At 73.1% G+C, this 16829-nt stretch carries 14 protein-coding genes; 13 read left to right on the forward strand and 1 reads right to left on the reverse strand.

The window, feature by feature from the left end; translation table 11 throughout:
* The first annotated feature begins 261 nt into the window (after positions 1-261).
* From pyrR to metK, 13 genes are all read left to right on the forward strand, one after another.
* A complete protein-coding gene (gene pyrR, locus OHA34_RS35740) occupies positions 262-822 on the forward strand; it encodes a bifunctional pyr operon transcriptional regulator/uracil phosphoribosyltransferase PyrR (protein WP_285938553.1) in 561 nt (186 codons plus the stop codon).
* Positions 819-1763 (forward strand): aspartate carbamoyltransferase catalytic subunit, encoded by a 945-nt coding sequence (locus OHA34_RS35745; RefSeq protein WP_285936885.1) that lies wholly within the window; start codon positions 819-821, stop codon positions 1761-1763. Before pyrR ends, OHA34_RS35745 begins: the two co-directional genes overlap by 4 nt.
* 14 nt (positions 1764-1777) lie before the next feature.
* Positions 1778-3076: a dihydroorotase gene (locus OHA34_RS35750; RefSeq protein WP_285938552.1), complete on the forward strand. Its 1299-nt coding sequence runs from the start codon at positions 1778-1780 to the stop codon at positions 3074-3076.
* Positions 3073-4197 (forward strand): glutamine-hydrolyzing carbamoyl-phosphate synthase small subunit, encoded by a 1125-nt coding sequence (gene carA / locus OHA34_RS35755; RefSeq protein WP_285936884.1) that lies wholly within the window; start codon positions 3073-3075, stop codon positions 4195-4197. Before OHA34_RS35750 ends, carA begins: the two co-directional genes overlap by 4 nt.
* The gene (gene carB, locus OHA34_RS35760; protein ID WP_285936883.1) at positions 4197-7562 is read left to right on the forward strand and encodes a carbamoyl-phosphate synthase large subunit; all 3366 of its coding nucleotides are present in this window, start codon (positions 4197-4199) and stop codon (positions 7560-7562) included. The genes carA and carB overlap by 1 nt, the downstream gene beginning before the upstream one ends.
* 79 nt (positions 7563-7641) lie before the next feature.
* Complete coding sequence (locus OHA34_RS35765) at positions 7642-8529, forward strand: dihydroorotate dehydrogenase electron transfer subunit (protein WP_285936882.1); 888 nt, start codon at positions 7642-7644, stop codon at positions 8527-8529.
* A complete protein-coding gene (locus tag OHA34_RS35770; RefSeq protein ID WP_285936881.1) occupies positions 8526-9533 on the forward strand; it encodes a dihydroorotate dehydrogenase in 1008 nt (335 codons plus the stop codon). The genes OHA34_RS35765 and OHA34_RS35770 overlap by 4 nt, the downstream gene beginning before the upstream one ends.
* Positions 9530-10243 carry an orotidine-5'-phosphate decarboxylase gene (gene pyrF, locus OHA34_RS35775; RefSeq protein ID WP_329520093.1) on the forward strand — a complete coding sequence of 238 codons (714 nt, stop codon included), beginning with the start codon at positions 9530-9532 and terminating at the stop codon, positions 10241-10243. The genes OHA34_RS35770 and pyrF overlap by 4 nt, the downstream gene beginning before the upstream one ends.
* Positions 10244-10934: 691 nt before the next feature.
* Positions 10935-11261 carry an integration host factor, actinobacterial type gene (gene mihF, locus OHA34_RS35780; protein ID WP_285936879.1) on the forward strand — a complete coding sequence of 109 codons (327 nt, stop codon included), beginning with the start codon at positions 10935-10937 and terminating at the stop codon, positions 11259-11261.
* A gap of 94 nt (positions 11262-11355) precedes the next feature.
* Positions 11356-11943 (forward strand): guanylate kinase, encoded by a 588-nt coding sequence (gene gmk / locus OHA34_RS35785; protein ID WP_285936878.1) that lies wholly within the window; start codon positions 11356-11358, stop codon positions 11941-11943.
* A gap of 25 nt (positions 11944-11968) precedes the next feature.
* The gene (rpoZ, locus tag OHA34_RS35790) at positions 11969-12223 is read left to right on the forward strand and encodes a DNA-directed RNA polymerase subunit omega (protein WP_285936877.1); all 255 of its coding nucleotides are present in this window, start codon (positions 11969-11971) and stop codon (positions 12221-12223) included.
* 109 nt (positions 12224-12332) lie between these two features.
* Positions 12333-13631 (forward strand): bifunctional phosphopantothenoylcysteine decarboxylase/phosphopantothenate synthase, encoded by a 1299-nt coding sequence (locus tag OHA34_RS35795; protein ID WP_329520094.1) that lies wholly within the window; start codon positions 12333-12335, stop codon positions 13629-13631.
* A gap of 175 nt (positions 13632-13806) precedes the next feature.
* Positions 13807-15000 (forward strand): methionine adenosyltransferase, encoded by a 1194-nt coding sequence (gene metK / locus OHA34_RS35800; protein ID WP_285936875.1) that lies wholly within the window; start codon positions 13807-13809, stop codon positions 14998-15000.
* Between the two features lie 129 nt (positions 15001-15129).
* On the opposite strand, the gene OHA34_RS35805 is transcribed toward metK, so the two are convergent.
* Complete coding sequence (locus OHA34_RS35805) at positions 15130-16800, reverse strand: MFS transporter (protein ID WP_285936874.1); 1671 nt, start codon at positions 16798-16800, stop codon at positions 15130-15132.
* Positions 16801-16829 lie beyond the last annotated feature (29 nt).

Below are 16829 nucleotides of genomic sequence, written 5' to 3' on the forward strand. Positions count from 1 at the left end.
GATCCGGGTCGTCCGGATCGCCGGGAAGCCCCTCGGACCGGGCGCCGGGCCCTTGCCGCACGGGCTTCCCGGCCTCCCGCGCGACTCCGAGTGTGACCCCTCTCACCAGGTAAGACGCGCCAATGCCGGGTTCGGCCCGGCGTGTCGGGGCTGCTACGGTGAGGGGGACAAGGCGTCCTTTAAGACCCGTCCAGTGAGGCGGGAAAGGAGGTTACGGTGGTGAATGCTGCCTTCAGGCCCGACGATCCGGGCGGGCCACGCGTGGCAGACGGTGACTCCCGGCCCAAGGCCGTTCTGGAGAGCCCCGACATCCGGCGCGCCCTCACCCGCATCACGCACGAGATCCTCGAACGCACCAAGGGCGGCCACGACGTCGTCCTGCTCGGCATCCAGACCCGCGGCGTGACGCTCGCCGAGCGGCTGGCCGACCTGCTGCGCGAGGTCGAGGGACGGCCGGTGCCCTGGGGCTCGCTCGACGTCACGATGTACCGCGACGACCTGCGGATGAAGCCCGCCCGCGCGCTCGGCCGCACCGAGCTGCCGCCGGGGGGCGTCGACGACCGCGTCGTGGTCCTCGTCGACGACGTGCTGTTCTCCGGCCGCACCGTGCGGGCCGCGCTGGACGCGCTGAACGATCTCGGCCGGCCGCGCGCCGTCCAGCTCGCCGTCCTGGTCGACCGCGGCCACCGCGAGCTGCCGATCCGCGCCGACTACGTGGGCAAGAACCTGCCCACCTCGATGCGCGAGACGGTCAAGGTCCTGCTGGCCGAGAACGACGCCCGCGACGCCGTCCTGCTGAGCGAGCGGGGTGAGGCGGAGTGAAGCGCCATCTGGTCTCGGCGGCCGACCTGACCAAGGACGACGCGCTGCTCATCCTCGACACCGCCGAGGAGCTCGCGCAGGTCTCCGGCCGCTCGTCCATCAAGAAGCTGCCCACGCTGCGCGGCCGGACGGTGGTGAACCTGTTCTTCGAGGACTCCACCCGCACCCGCATCTCGTTCGAGGCCGCCGCCAAGCGGCTGTCGGCCGACGTCATCAACTTCTCCGCCAAGGGCTCCAGCGTCTCCAAGGGCGAGAGCCTGAAGGACACCGCGCTCACCCTCGAGGCGATGGGCGCCGACGGCGTGGTCATCCGGCACCCCGCCTCGGGCGCCCCGCACCGCCTCGCCGGATGGGTGCGGGGCAGCGTGGTGAACGCCGGCGACGGCACCCACGAGCACCCGACGCAGGCGCTGCTCGACGCGTTCACGATGCGCCGCCGCCTCGGCGACCTGGAGGGCCGCAAGGTCACCATCGTCGGCGACGTCCTGCACAGCCGGGTGGCGCGTTCCAACGTGCTGCTGCTGCACACTCTCGGCGCCGACGTCACCGTGGTCGCCCCGCCGACGCTGCTGCCGGTCGCGATCGGCACCTGGCCGTGCCAGGTCTCCTACGACCTCGACGCGGTGCTGCCCAAGAGCGACGTGGTCATGATGCTGCGGGTCCAGCAGGAGCGGATGAACGCCGCGTACTTTCCGAGCGTGCGCGAGTACAGCCGCCGCTACGGGCTCGACACCGAGCGGTTCGCGCGCATGTCGGACGACGCGATCGTGATGCACCCCGGCCCGATGAACCGCGGCGTCGAGATCGCCGCCGAGGTGGCCGACTCGGTCCGCTCCACCATCGTCGAGCAGGTCGCCAACGGCGTCAGCGCCAGGATGGCCGTGCTCTACCTGCTGCTCGGCGGTTCCGAGCCCGCCATCGGCAAGGAGGTCTCCGAGTGAGCGGAGAGAACGGCATGAACGGCACCACCCCCGCGATCCTCATCAAGGGCGCCCGGATCCTGGGCGGCGAGCCCGCCGACATCCTGGTCCGCGACGGCGTGATCGCCGCGGTCGGCCCCGGCCTGGACGCCGGCGGCGCCCAGGTGGTCGAGGCGGGCGGCCTGGTCGCGCTGCCCGGCCTGGTCGACCTGCACACCCACCTGCGCGAGCCCGGCCGGGAGGACGCCGAGACCGTCGGGTCCGGCACCAGGGCCGCCGCGATGGGCGGCTTCACCGCCGTGCACGCGATGGCCAACACCGACCCGGTCGCCGACACCGCGGGCGTGGTCGAGCAGGTCTGGCGGCTCGGCCGCGAGGCCGGGTACTGCGACGTCCAGCCGGTCGGCGCCGTCACCCGCTCCATCGCCGGCGAGCAGCTCGCCGAGCTCGGCGCGATGGCCGAGTCCGCGGCGCAGGTCCGGGTGTTCTCCGACGACGGGCACTGCGTGTCCGACGCGGTGATCATGCGGCGGGCGCTGGAGTACGTCAAGGCGTTCGACGGCGTCGTCGCCCAGCACGCGCAGGAGCCGCGGCTCACCGAGGGCGCCCAGATGAACGAGGGCGAGATGTCGGCCGCGCTCGGGCTGCGCGGCTGGCCCGCGGTGGCCGAGGAGGCGATCATCGCCCGGGACGTGCTGCTGACCCAGCACGTCGGGTCGCGGCTGCACGTCTGCCACGTCTCCACGGCCGGATCGGTGGAGCTGATCCGCTGGGCCAAGGGCAAGGGCTGCCGGGTCACCGCCGAGGTCACCCCGCACCACCTGCTGCTGGACGACGGCCGCGCCGAGTCCTACGACCCGATCTTCAAGGTCAACCCGCCGCTGCGCACCGCCGAGGACGTGACCGCGCTGCGGCACGCGCTCGCCGACGGCACCATCGACTGCGTCGCGACCGACCACGCCCCCCACCCGGTCGAGGACAAGGAGACCGAGTGGGCGGTGGCCGCGATGGGCATGATCGGCCTGGAGACCGCGCTCCCGGTGGTCCAGGAGGCCATGGTCGACACCGGCCTGCTCGACTGGGCCGGCGTCGCCGACCGGATGTCGTTCCGCCCCGCCCGCATCGGGCGGCTGTCCGGCCAGGGCCGCCCGCTCGAGGCCGGCTCGCCCGCCAACATCACGCTGTACGACCCGGCGCCGCGCCGCGTCGTCGACCCGACCGCGATGACGTCCAAGAGCCGCAACACCCCGTTCGCGGGGCTGGACCTGCCCGGCCGGGTCGTCGCCACGTTCCTGCGCGGCAGGCCGACCGTCCTTGAAGGGAAGCTCCAGTGAGTCCTAGTCCTGCGATCCTGATCCTCGAGGACGGCAGGGTCTTTCACGGGGCCGGGTACGGCGCCGAGGGCGAGACCTTCGGCGAGATGGTCTTCAACACCGGCATGACCGGCTACCAGGAGACCCTCACCGACCCCTCCTACGCCCGGCAGATCGTGGCGATGACCGCTCCGCACATCGGCAACACCGGCGTCAACGACGAGGACCCCGAGTCCGGCCGGATCCAGGTCGCCGGGTACGTGGTGCGCGAACCGGCGCGCGTGGCGTCCAACTGGCGGGCCACCGGCTCGCTCGGGTCGGCGCTGCGCGACCAGGGCGTGGTGGGCATCGCGATGCCCGGCACCCGGGCGCTCACCCGGCACCTGCGCGAGCGCGGCGCGATGCGCGCCGCGATCTTCAGCGGGGAGGCGGCGCTGGAGCCGGGGGAGCGGGCGCTGCTCGAGCGGGTGCTGGAGACCGCGCCGATGGCGGGCGCCGACCTGGCCCGCGAGGTGTCCACGGCCGACCCCTACGTCGTCCCGGCGCTCGGCGCCAAGCGGTTCACCGTCGCCGCCGTCGACCTCGGCATCAAGGCGATGACGCCGCACCGGATGGCCGAGCGCGGCTGCGAGGTGCACGTGCTGCCCGCGTCCAGCACCGCCGCGGAGATCCTGGCGGTCGCGCCCGACGGGGTGTTCTTCTCGAACGGCCCCGGCGACCCGGCCGCCGCCGGCTACGCGGTGGAGGCGCTGAAGGGCGTCCTCGACGCGGGGACGCCGTTCTTCGGCATCTGCTTCGGCAACCAGATCTTCGGCCGGGCCCTCGGGCTCGGCACGTACAAGATGCGGTTCGGGCACCGCGGCGTCAACCAGCCCGTGCAGGACCGCGCCACCGGCAAGGTCGACGTGTCGGCGCACAACCACGGGTTCGCGGTGGACGCGCCGACGGACGCGCCGTTCGACACCCCGTACGGGCGTGCCGAGGTGTCGCACGTCAACCTCAACGACGGCTGCGTCGAGGGGCTGCGGCTGCTCGACCGGCCCGCGTTCAGCGTCCAGTACCACCCGGAGGCGGCGGCGGGACCGCACGACGCCACCGGGCTCTTCGACCGGTTCTGCGAGATCATGGAAGGGTCGAGGTAATGCCGCGGCGCGAAGACCTGAAGTCCGTCCTGGTGATCGGCTCCGGGCCGATCGTGATCGGCCAGGCGTGCGAGTTCGACTACTCCGGCACCCAGGCGTGCCGGGTGCTCCGGGACGAGGGCCTGCGGGTCACCCTGGTCAACAGCAACCCAGCGACGATCATGACCGACCCGGAGTTCGCCGACGCCACCTACGTCGAGCCGATCACCCCCGAGGTGGTCGAGAAGATCATCGCCAAGGAGCGGCCGGACGCGCTGCTGCCCACGCTGGGCGGCCAGACCGCGCTCAACACCGCGATCGCGCTCTTCGAGGCCGGCGTGCTGGAGCGCTACGGCGTCGAGCTGATCGGCGCCGACGTCGACGCGATCCAGGCCGGCGAGAACCGCGAGCGGTTCAAGGGGGTCGTCGCCAAGGTCGCCCGCGAGCAGGGCCTCAACGCCGAGTCGGCCCGGTCGGCCGTCTGCCACACGATGGACGAGTGCGTGGCCGCCGCCGGCGACCTCGGCTACCCGCTGGTCGTGCGGCCCTCCTTCACCATGGGCGGCGCCGGGTCCGGCTTCGCCCACGACGAGGACGGCCTGCGCCGCATCGCCGGCGCCGGGCTCGACGCGTCCCCGACCAGCGAGGTGCTCCTGGAGGAGTCGATCCTCGGCTGGAAGGAGTACGAGCTGGAGGTCATGCGCGACCGGGCCGACAACGTGGTGATCGTGTGCTCGATCGAGAACCTCGACCCGATGGGCGTGCACACCGGCGACTCCATCACCGTCGCGCCCGCGATGACGCTGACCGACCGCGAGTACCAGAACATGCGGGACGTGGCGATCGCGGTGATCCGCGAGGTCGGCGTCGACACCGGCGGCTGCAACATCCAGTTCGCCGTGCACCCGGCCACCGGCCGCATGATCGTCATCGAGATGAACCCGCGGGTGTCGCGCTCGTCGGCGCTGGCGTCCAAGGCCACCGGCTTCCCGATCGCCAAGATCGCGGCGAAGCTGGCCATCGGCTACACCCTCGACGAGATCTCCAACGACATCACCAAGGAGACCCCGGCCTCGTTCGAGCCGACGCTCGACTACGTCGTGGTCAAGGTGCCGCGGTTCGCGTTCGAGAAGTTCCCCGGCGCCGACAGCACCCTCACCACCCACATGAAGTCGGTCGGCGAGGCGATGGCCATCGGCCGCTGCTTCACCGAGGCCCTCCAGAAGGCGCTGCGGTCGCTGGAGCAGAAGGGCTCCTCGTTCTCCTGGACGGGCGAGCCCGGCGACGCCGAGGAGCTCGTCCAGCGGGCGAGCCGTCCCCACGACGGCCGCCTGGGCGACGTGCAGCGCGCCCTGTGGGCCGGCGCGACCGTCCAGCGGCTGTACGAGGCGACCGGCATCGACCCCTGGTTCCTCGACCAGATCGCGGCCGTCAACGAGATCGCCGAAGAGGTCCGCACCGCCGACGACGCGCTCACCAGGGACAAGCTCGTGCACGCCAAGCGGCACGGCTTCTCCGACGCGCAGATCGCCGGGCTGCGGGGCATCTCCGAGGACGTCGTCCGCGAGCTGCGGCACGCCCTCGGCGTGCGGCCCGTCTACCTCACCGTCGACACGTGCGCGGCCGAGTTCGAGGCGCAGACGCCCTACCTCTACTCCGCCTACGACGAGGAGACCGAGGTCCCGCCGGGCGCCAAGCCGAAGGTGCTGATCCTCGGCAGCGGCCCCAACCGGATCGGGCAGGGCGTCGAGTTCGACTACTCCTGCGTGCACGCCTCGTTCACGCTGGCCGAGGCCGGCTACGAGACCGTGATGGTCAACTGCAACCCCGAGACGGTCTCCACCGACTACGACACCTCCGACCGGCTCTACTTCGAGCCGCTCACCCTGGAGGACGTCCTGGAGGTGGTGCACGCCGAGCAGCAGTCGGGCACCGTCGCCGGCGTCATCGTCCAGCTCGGCGGGCAGACGCCGCTCGGCCTCGCGCAGAAGCTCAAGGACGCGGGCGTCCCCATCGTCGGCACCTCGCCCGAGAGCATCCACCTCGCCGAGGAGCGCGGCGCGTTCGGGCGGGTCCTGCACCGCGCCGGGCTGCTCGCGCCCAAGCACGGCACCGCCGCCTCCTACGAGGAGGCCCTGGAGATCGCCACCGAGATCGGCTACCCGGTCCTGGTGCGGCCCTCGTACGTGCTGGGCGGGCGCGGCATGGAGATCGTGTACGACGACGCCACGCTGGAGTCGTACATGGCGCTGCACGCCCAGGGGCACCTGCTGGAGCACCCGGTGCTGATCGACCGGTTCCTCGACGAGGCCATCGAGATCGACGTGGACGCCCTCTACGACGGCGAGGAGCTCTACCTCGGCGGCGTCATGGAGCACATCGAGGAGGCCGGCATCCACTCCGGCGACTCGGCCTGCGCACTTCCGCCGATCACCCTCGGCCACGAGGACGTGCGGCGCATCCGCGAGTCCACCGAGGCGCTCGCCGAGGGCATCGGCGTGCTCGGGCTGATGAACGTGCAGTACGCGCTGTCCGCGGGCGTCCTGTACGTGCTGGAGGCCAACCCGCGCGCGTCCCGCACTGTCCCGTTCGTCTCCAAGGCGACGGCGGTGCCGCTCGCCAAGGCCGCGGCCCGGGTGATGATGGGCGCGAAGATCGCCGAGCTGCGCGCCGAGGGGCTGCTGCCCGAGACCGGCGACGGCGGCTCGCTGCCGCTGGACGCGCCGATCGCGGTCAAGGAGGCCGTCCTGCCCTTCGACCGGTTCCGCAACGCCGAGGGCCAGGGCGTCGACATCGTCCTCAGCCCGGAGATGCGCTCGACCGGCGAGGTGATGGGCATCGACGAGGTGTTCGGCACCGCCTACGCCAAGTCGCAGCAGGCCGCCTACGGCTCGCTGCCGACCAAGGGCCGCGCGTTCGTGTCGGTCGCCAACCGGGACAAGCGGCACATGATCTTCCCGGTGAAGCGGCTGGCCGATCTCGGCTTCGAGATCCTGGCCACCGCCGGGACCGCCGAGGTACTGCGGCGCAACGGGGTGCGTGCCAAGATCGTGCGCAAGCAGAGCGAAGGCCCCGGATCCGACGGCGAGCCCACCATCGTGCGGCGCGTCCTCGACGGCGAGGTGGACCTCATCGTCAATACTCCCTTCGGTAGCCCCGGTCAGTCGGGGCCGCGCCTGGACGGCTACGAGATCCGCACCGCGGCCGTCCTGCGCGGCGTACCGTGCGTGACCACCGTGCAGGGCCTCGCCGCGGCCGTGCAGGGCATCGAGGCCATCGCGGGCAACCTGGTCGGCGTCCGCTCCCTCCAGGAGCACGCCGAGCGGATGCGCGGCGCGCACGGCCGGACCGCCCCGTCCGGCGGTGCGGAGGCGGTGCCCGGGTAGACAGCGCCGGGCCGGGGCCGCCGGGCGGCGCGACCGCCCGGCGGCCCCGGCCGGGCCCACGACGACGAGAGGGAGACGGGTGTCCGACACACCGGTGCAGACGTCGGCGACGGTTCTGACGGTCCGCCAGGTGCAGGACTACCACGCGCTGACGCTGGTGGCGCCCGCCGTCGCCGAGCGGTTCAGGCCGGGCCAGTTCGTGGCGCTCGCCGTGGGCGGCGAGCACACCGGGCGGCTGCTGCGCCGCTGCTTCGGGGTGTACGAGGTGAAGTCCGACTACGGCGGCACCGTCGAGCTGGTGTTCGCCGACACCGAACCCGGAACCGCCTGGCTCGCGGGCCGCCGCTCGCGCGACCAGCTCGACCTCGTCGGCCCGCTCGGCCGCCCCTTCCGCCTCCCCAGGGACCCGGTGAGCTGCCTGCTCGTCGGCGGCGGGCCGGGCGGCGCGTCGCTGTTCGCCCTGGCCGACACGCTGCTGCGCCGGGGCTGCCAGGTGCACTTCGTGCTCGGCGGGACGTCCGGCCGGCAGGTGTTCGGCTCCCGCATCGCCCAGCGCATCGGCGACTCCTTCACGGTCGCCACCGAGGACGGCTCGATGGGCGAGGCGGGCACCGTGCGCGAGGTGATGCCCCGCGTCATCCAGGAGACCGGCGCCGACGTCGTCTACGGCTGCGGCCCCACCGCCCTGCTGCGCACCGTCACCCAGGTGGCGGGCGACTTCGGCCTCCCGTCGCAGGTGTCGGTGGAGGAGTTCCTCCAGCAGACCGGCGCGTGCGGCATCGGCGTCTGCATGACCTGCATGCTGCCGATCCACGGGGAGGACGGCGTGACCCGCATGGTGCGGGCCTGCGCCGACGGCCCCGTCCTGCGCGGTGACCGCGTCCGCTGGGGCGACCTCGGCACGATCCCGTTCGACGCGCTCGGCGCCCCGCACGTCCTCAACCTCTCGGAAAGGGCTCCCAGGTGACTGCGCGAACGGCCACGACGCTCGGCGCACTGGAGCTGCCCAACCCGGTCATGACGGCGTCCGGATGCGGCGGGTCGGGCCGCGAGCTCGCCCCGTTCTTCGACCTGTCCCGGCTCGGCGCGTTCGTCACCACCTCGGTGATGCCGCAGCCGCGCGCGGGCCGCCCGACCCCGCGGGTCGCCGAGTCGCCCAGCGGCCTGCTCACGGCCATGGGGCTGCCGGGGCCGGGGATCGAGTCCTTCCTCGAGGCCGACCTGCCGTGGCTGATCGAGCAGGACGTGCGGATCATCGTGTCGATCGCGGGCAACAGCGTCGAGGAGTACGCCGACCTCGCCCGCCGGCTGCGCGGCGTGTCCGGCATCGCCGCGATCGAGGTCAACGTGGCCTGCCCCAACGTCGAGGACCGCGGCCGCATGTTCGGCCGGCACCCCGGCGCCGCGGGCGCGGTCGTCCGGGCCGTGCGCGGCCAGGCCAGGCCCGGCGTGCCGGTCTTCGTCAAGCTCGCCCCCGACGTCACCGACATCGTCACGATCGCGCTCGCCTGCGTCGACGCCGGCGCCGAGGGGCTCACCCTGATCAACACCATGGAGGGCATGGCGATCGACGCCAGTACCCTCCGGCCCGCCCTCACGGGCGTGTCGGGGGGCCTGTCGGGTCCCGCGATCCGTCCCGTCGCCGTCCGCTGCGTCTACCAGGTCCACGCCGCGCTCCCCAGCACGCCGATCATCGGCGCCGGCGGGGTGGCCACCGGGCTGGACGCGCTGGAGTTCGTCCTGGCGGGCGCGTCGGCCGTGGCCGTGGGCACCGCGATGTTCCACGACCCGTCCGCCGCGCCCCGCATCCTGCGCGAGCTGGAGGAGGCCCTGGCCGCCCGTCGGATCGGGCGCCTGGCCGACGCCGTCGGGCTCGCCCACAAACCCGCCGGGTACGTACCGCCGCAGGTGCGTCCGGAACCGCCGGCCCCCGAGCAGGCCCAGGCCGGCGAAGTGAAGGAGAGACTGTGACCACACCCCCCGCCCCGGCCCCCATCGCCGTCGCCCTCGACGCCCCCGACCTGGAGACGGCGGCGCGCTGGGCGACGCTGGTCACGCCGCACGTCAGCACCGTCAAGGTCGGCCTGGAGCTGTACCTGCGCTACGGCCCCGACGTCGTCGCCAGCGTCCGCGGCGCGAGCCGGGTGCAGGTCTTCCTCGACCTGAAGCTGCACGACATCCCGGCCACGGTCGCGGGCGCGGCCCGCGCGGTGGCCCGGCTCAAGCCCGGCTACCTGACCGTGCACGCCGCGGGCGGCCCGGCCATGATCCGTGCCGCCGTCGAGGCCGCTCCCGACACCAGGATCGCCGCGGTGACGGTGCTCACGTCGCTGGACGACGGCGACCTCGGCGGGATCGGCCTCGCCGGACCGGCCTCAGACGCCGTACGGCGGCTCGCGGCGCTCTCGGTCGGGGCAGGGGCGCAGGCACTGGTCTGCTCCCCGCAGGAGGCCGCTGCGGTCCGCGCGGAGGTCGGCCCGGGCATCGCCCTCATCACGCCGGGCGTCCGGCCGGCCGGAGCCGACACCCAGGACCAGGCCCGCGTCGCCACGCCCGAGGAGGCCCTCGCGGCCGGCGCGGACCTGCTCGTGATCGGCCGCCCGATCACCGGCGCCCCGGACCCCGGCGCCGCCGCGGCCGGCATCGCCGCCGCGCTCCGCAGGACGGCCACGGGCGGCTAGTTCTTTTGGAGTCCCCGCCCACGGCACACTCGCCTGGCGGCTCGTGCCTTACCGGGCCTTTGGCGAGCGCTGCACCGCTTCGCGATCTGCTCGGCGCTGCTCGCCTTCGGCTTCGCCTCACCGAGCGGTCAACGCGCTCGCGCGGCGGCCGAGGGAGTGCGGGAAAGGGGCGAGGGCGCCTCGTCGGCGGGGCTGAGGCGGCGGACGGTGCGGGAACAGGAAAGTGATCTTGATCTCCGCGCCTCGAGGATCGCAGCCGCGGGCGGTGCGCGTGGGGCGGACGGGAGAGGCGTGACGAGCGTCACTGACCGGCCGCTCGGGGTGTGATGGGGATCACGTTTCGTCGGGTGACGCGTTCGGCGGGGGTGCCGTCGGCGCCGCCGGGAGGTTGCGGGACCATGGTGGGACGGGCGGACGCGGCAGTGGACTGCCTGGCGAGGGGGGTGGCGAGTGACACAATCGGGCCCTCCGAGGGGGTTTTTTGACGATCATGTGAAAGTCCCAGCAAGGCAGGGGGATCGCCGTCCTAGGGGGCAGACTTGGGTACACTCTGTATTCAGGACACTCCGAGGAGTGATTTTCGTGATTTTGTGGCGGGCCAAACGGCACTTCACGTTGCCTTATGGGGCGTGAACTCGCTAGTTTCCCAACCCGTCCGACTCCGTCGAGTGGAAACCTGAGGTGACCCGGCGTGGCTCTTCCGCCCCTAACCCCCGAACAGCGCGCCGCAGCCCTGGAGAAGGCTGCCAAGGCACGCAAGGAGCGGGCCGAGGTTAAGAACCTGCTCAAGCACGGGGGAACCTCGCTCGCCGAGGTTCTCAAGCAGGGTCAGACCGACGACGTCGTCGGGAAGATGAAGGTGTCTGCCCTCCTTGAATCGCTGCCCGGTGTGGGCAAGGTCCGTGCGAAGCAGATCATGGAGCGCCTGGGTATCGCCGAGTCCCGCCGCGTGCGGGGCCTCGGTGCGAACCAGCGCGCCTCCCTGGAGCGTGAGTTCGGCGGAAGTGCAAACCGCTGACGCACGACTCACGGGCGGGCGCGACGGCGAGGCCGTCGCGGCCGGCTCGGGTGTCCCCGAATCCGGCTCCATCCCGTCCAGCCCCGGCGCACCCATGACTGCGCCGGGGGACCCCGGGCTGCATGGCCCGCTCGTCCGGCGGCTGACGGTCCTCTCCGGTCCGTCAGGCGTCGGCAAGAGCACGGTCGTCGCCGAGATCCGGCGTGCGCACCCCCAGGTGTGGCTGTCGGTCTCGGTGACCACCCGGTCCCCCCGACCGGGTGAGACCCACGGCGTGCAGTACTTCTTCGTCGACGACGCCGGTTTCGACCGGCTCGTCGCCGAAGGGGAGCTGCTGGAGTGGGCCGAGTTCGCGGGCAACCGCTACGGCACCCCGCGCGGGCCGGTCGAGGAGCGCCTCGGCCGGGGCGAGCTCGTCCTGCTGGAGATCGACCTCCAGGGCGCGCGGCAGGTCCGCGGGTCGATGCCCGGGGCGCGGCTGGTGTTCCTGGCCCCGCCGTCCTGGGAGGAGCTGGTGCGCCGGCTCACCGGGCGCGGCACCGAGCCGCCCGAGGTGATCGAGCGCCGCCTCGACGCCGCCCGCATCGAGCTGGCCGCCGAGAAGGAGTTCGACGTCACGCTGGTGAACACGTCGGTCCAGGACGTGTGCGATGAGCTGCTAGCCTTGCTGGCTGTCCCTTAGCACACTTCTAGTGGAAGGCCACACAGTGGCAGCCAGCAGCGAAGGCATCACCAATCCGTCGATCGACGAGCTCCTGGAGGTCGTCGAGACCAAGTACGGCCTCGTGAGCATCGCGGCCAAGCGCGCCCGGCAGATCAACGCCTACTACGCCCAGCTCGGCGAGGGCCTGCTGGAGTACGTGGGCCCGCTCGTCGAGACCCAGGTCCAGGAGAAGCCCCTGTCGATCGCGTTGCGCGAGACGCGCGAGGGCCTGCTGAACGCCGAGCCCACCGAGGGCTGAGCCCCGCACCGGTGCACCCGAACCCGCCGGACCGGCGCCCAGCCACGCCCCCCGATGCCGCCGGCGTCGCCGTGCGCGCGGCCGGCCGCCCCCCGGGAAGGTGGTCCGCATGACCTCCCGTAAGCCCCGCGTCGTCCTCGGCGTCAGCGCTGGCATCGCCGCCTACAAGGCGTGCGAGCTGCTGCGGCGGCTCACCGAGTCGGGGCACGACGTGCGCGTCGTCCCGACCGCCGACGCGCTCCGCTTCGTCGGCGAGCCCACCTGGGCGGCACTGTCGGGCCACCCCGTCTCCACCGAGGTGTGGGACGACGTCGCCGAGGTGCCGCACGTCCGGCTCGGCCAGGGCGCCGACCTGGTGCTGGTCGCGCCCGCCACCGCCGACCTGCTGGCCAGGGCGGCGCACGGGCTGGCCGACGACCTGCTCACCAACACGCTCCTCACCGCGCGCTGCCCGGTGGTGTTCGCGCCCGCGATGCACACCGAGATGTGGCTGCACCCGGCGACCCGGGCCAACGTCGAGACGCTGCGGTCCCGCGGCGCGCTGGTGATCGAGCCGGCCTCGGGGCGGCTCACCGGCGCCGACACCGGTCCCGGCCGGCTGCCCGACCCGGCCGAGCTGTTCGACGTCGCCCGGCACGTCCTGGCCCGCACCGCCCGCGCCGAGCCCGGCGAGGGCGGGACCGGCGGCTCCGCGGACGGCTCCGGGCCCGCGACCGCGGCGGAGGCCGCCGCTGCCTGGCACGACCTGGCCGGACGGCACGTGGTGATCTCGGCCGGCGGCACCCGCGAGGCCATCGACCCGGTGCGGTACCTCGGCAACCGGTCGTCGGGCCTCCAGGGGTACGCGCTGGCCCGCACCGCCGTCGCGCGCGGGGCCCGGGTGACGCTGGTCGCGGCCAACGTCGCCCTGCCCGACCCGGCGGGCGCCGAGATCGTTCCCGCCGGTTCGGCCGAGGAGATGCGCAAGGCCGTCCTGGAGGCCGCCGGCACGGCCGACGCGGTCGTGATGGCCGCCGCGGTCGCCGACTTCCGGCCGGCCGACTACCGGGACTTGAAGATCAAGAAGACCCCGGGCACCGAGCCCGAGCCGATCCGCCTGGTCAAGACCGCCGACATCCTGGCCGAGCTCGGCGAGCGCAGGCCCGCCGGGCAGGTCGTCGTCGGGTTCGCCGCCGAGACCGACGACGTGCTGGAGAACGGCCGCACCAAGCTCGCCCGCAAGCGCAGCGACCTGCTCGTGGTCAACCAGGTCGGCGTCGACCTCGCCTTCGGGCGGCCCGACAACGCCGCCGTGGTGCTCGGCGCCGACGGCAGCCGGACCGACGTGCCGCGCGGGCCCAAGGAGGCGCTCGCCGAGATCGTCTGGGACCTGGTCGCCGCCCGCCTCGAGTCCCGCCCCCCGGACTGACCCGGGCCGGTGTGCCCCCGCCGCCCGGGGCCCTCATCTTTACCCGGCCACATTCCCGATACACTTCGGGGGAATACCGTGGGCAACCTCGGGCCGGGGGCGGCGTCCCCCGCCGAAGTGATGACCAATCCGTCCTGCGACGTCAGTCAGCAGCCGCTGCAAGGAGTGCACGTACGTGTCTCGCCGCCTGTTCACCTCCGAGTCCGTCACCGAAGGACACCCGGACAAGATCGCGGACCAGATCAGCGACGCGATCCTCGACTCGATGCTCAAGGACGACCCGAAGAGCCGGGTCGCCGTCGAGACCATGATCACGACCGGTCAGGTGCATGTGGCCGGTGAGGTCACCACCGAGACCTACGTGGACATCCCGGGCGTGATCCGGGAGAAGATCCTCGAGATCGGCTACGACTCGTCCAAGAAGGGCTTCGACGGCCACTCCTGCGGCGTGTCGGTGTCCATCGGCGCCCAGTCGGCCGACATCGCCCAGGGAGTCGACGACGCCTACGAGACCCGCGAGGGCGAGGGCGTCGACGACCTCGACCGGCAGGGCGCCGGCGACCAGGGGCTGATGTTCGGGTACGCCACCAATGAGACGCCCGAGCTGATGCCGCTGCCGATCATCATCGCGCACCGGCTCGCCCAGCGGCTGTCCGAGGTCCGCAAGACCGGCGTGGTGCCCTACCTGCGTCCCGACGGCAAGACCCAGGTCACCATCGAGTACGACGGCGACCGCGGCGTCCGCCTCGACACCGTCGTGGTGTCCAGCCAGCACGCTCCCGACATCGACCTCAAGGAGCTGCTGACCCCCGACGTCAAGGAGCACGTGGTCGACCCGGTGCTGGCCGGCTTCGACCTCGACACCGCCGGCTACCGGCTGCTGGTCAACCCCACCGGGCGGTTCGAGATCGGCGGCCCGATGGGCGACGCCGGGCTGACCGGCCGCAAGATCATTGTCGACACCTACGGCGGCATGGCCCGGCACGGCGGCGGCGCGTTCTCCGGCAAGGACCCGTCCAAGGTCGACCGGTCCGCCGCGTACGCGATGCGCTGGGTCGCCAAGAACATCGTCGCCGCGCAGCTCGCCGACCGCGCCGAGGTGCAGGTCGCCTACGCGATCGGCAAGGCCCACCCGGTCGGCGTGTTCGTCGAGACCTTCGGCACCGAGAAGGTCTCGGTCGCCAGGATCCAGGAGGCGGTGCAGACGGTCTTCGACCTGCGCCCCGCCGCGATCGTCCGCGACCTCGACCTGCTGCGCCCGATCTACTCCCAGACCGCCGCCTACGGCCACTTCGGCCGCCAGGAGCCCGACTTCTCCTGGGAGTCCACCGACCGCGCCGGGGCGCTGGCCTCGGCCGCCGGCCTGTAACCCTCCGCCGCCGGACCGTACGGCCCGGCGGGCGCACGTCCGACGCCAGGGCCCCGGGAGATCCTCCCGGGGCCCTGGCGTCGTCTCAGGCCCTTTGGGGGCAGGGCTGGGCGGGGCCCGCGGGGCCGGTCAGTCCTTGCAGGGAGTGCCGCGCGGAAGCTCGTACCGGCCGCCGATGTGGTACCGGCCGGGGGCGGGCACGTGCATCCGGACGAAGTCGCCCTCGGCGGCGATGCAGCCCGTCCGCCGGCCCTCGTCGTCGCGGACGCTGAGCCACGGCGACCAGCTGATCCGCACCAGCGCGGTGCCGCGGGCGGTCATGTCGAGGACCACCTCGTCGGACCGGATCCGCTGGACGACGGCGGGCCGGTCGGCCAGCGGGGTGGGGGAGGCGACCCGGTACAGCCGCCAGTACCGGTCCTTCCACACCTCCTGGAGCCACGGCTGGCCCTGCCGGACGAGGTCGGCCTCGTCCTCGGCGGCCCAGTCGTTCTCCTGCTCGGGGAGCACCACGTACTGCACCGCCCACTTGTGCAGCCAGTCGCGGTAGGAGGCGGGGGTGAGCGCGCCCTCCTTGTAGAAGAGCTCGTTGCGCTCGGCGTCGACCTGGCGGCTCCAGCCGCGCGCGAGGACGAAGTCGCGGCTGAGGCCGGACGACTCCCAGTGCGACCGGAGCGGGACGACCTCGACGCGGCCCTGGGCGGCGCCGAGCGCGTCGAGTTCGGCGACCAGGCCGCGGGCGTGTCGGGACGCGGACGCCGCGGGCTCGGTGTGGATCAGGTCGTCGACCGGCTTGACCACCTGCCAGACCGCGGTGACGACGAACGCCAGGCTCAGCACGCCGACCCGGAGCCTGCCGGGGGCGCGGGCGACCGCGATCAGCAGCAGCATCCCGCCGAACAGCAGCGCGAGGCGCTCGACGTTGCTGCCGATGGGCGTCGGGATCGTCCAGGTCAGCAGGATCCCGACCAGGTAGACGCCCGCGCCGACCCGGATCAGGTGCCACTGCCGCGGCGCGCAGAGCATGATCGCGATGACGCTGGTGATCGACGGCGCCACGATCGCGGCGAACGAGATCGGCTGCTCGCCGCTGAACGGGAACACCACGGTCGTCGCGCCCACCACCAGCGGCGGGCCGAGCGCGAGGGCGATGCCGGCGCGCCGCCGCCCGGTCAGGATCAGCGCCGCGGCCAGGACCATCAGGAACAGTCCGGCGACCGGGCTGGAGATGGTGGCCAGTATGCCGAGCAGGCCCATCCCCGCGCCGCGCAGGAGCGGGGTGCCGCGCCGAGTGAAGGCCACCACGGTGGCGAGCAGCGCGAACAGCAGACCCAGCCCGAACGTCACCCGCCCGGACGCGGCGTTGCAGGTCAGGGCGAACGCGACCCACACCCCGGCGGGCAGTGCCGCGGGGGCGCGGAACCGCACCAGCAGGTGGGCGGTCAGCATGGCCGTCAGCGTCCCGGCGACCATGGCGACCGCGCGGATGCCGAACACCGACATCAGGTAGGGCGACACGATGCTGTAGGAGGCGGGGTGCATCCCGCCGTACCAGGCCAGGCTGTAGGCGGAGGAGGGATGGTCCCAGGCGAAGTTCGTCCACGCCGTCTGCGCGGCCAGGTCGCCGCCCTCGTTGGCCAGGAACAGCGCCCACACCAGGTGCAGCACGGCGGCGGTGATCGTGGTCACCAGCACCGGGTGCTTGGGGTGCAGCCACCGCCACCAGCGCGAGGGGGACGGCGCGGCCGGGCCGTCCGGGACCGCGACGCCCGTCCGCCGTGGGGTGTGCGCCGTCGTCACGGCGACCGCGCGGGCCGGCGGGACGGAAG

This window comes from Spirillospora sp. NBC_01491 (genome assembly GCF_036227065.1).
Taxonomy (GTDB): domain Bacteria; phylum Actinomycetota; class Actinomycetes; order Streptosporangiales; family Streptosporangiaceae; genus Spirillospora; species Spirillospora xylanilytica.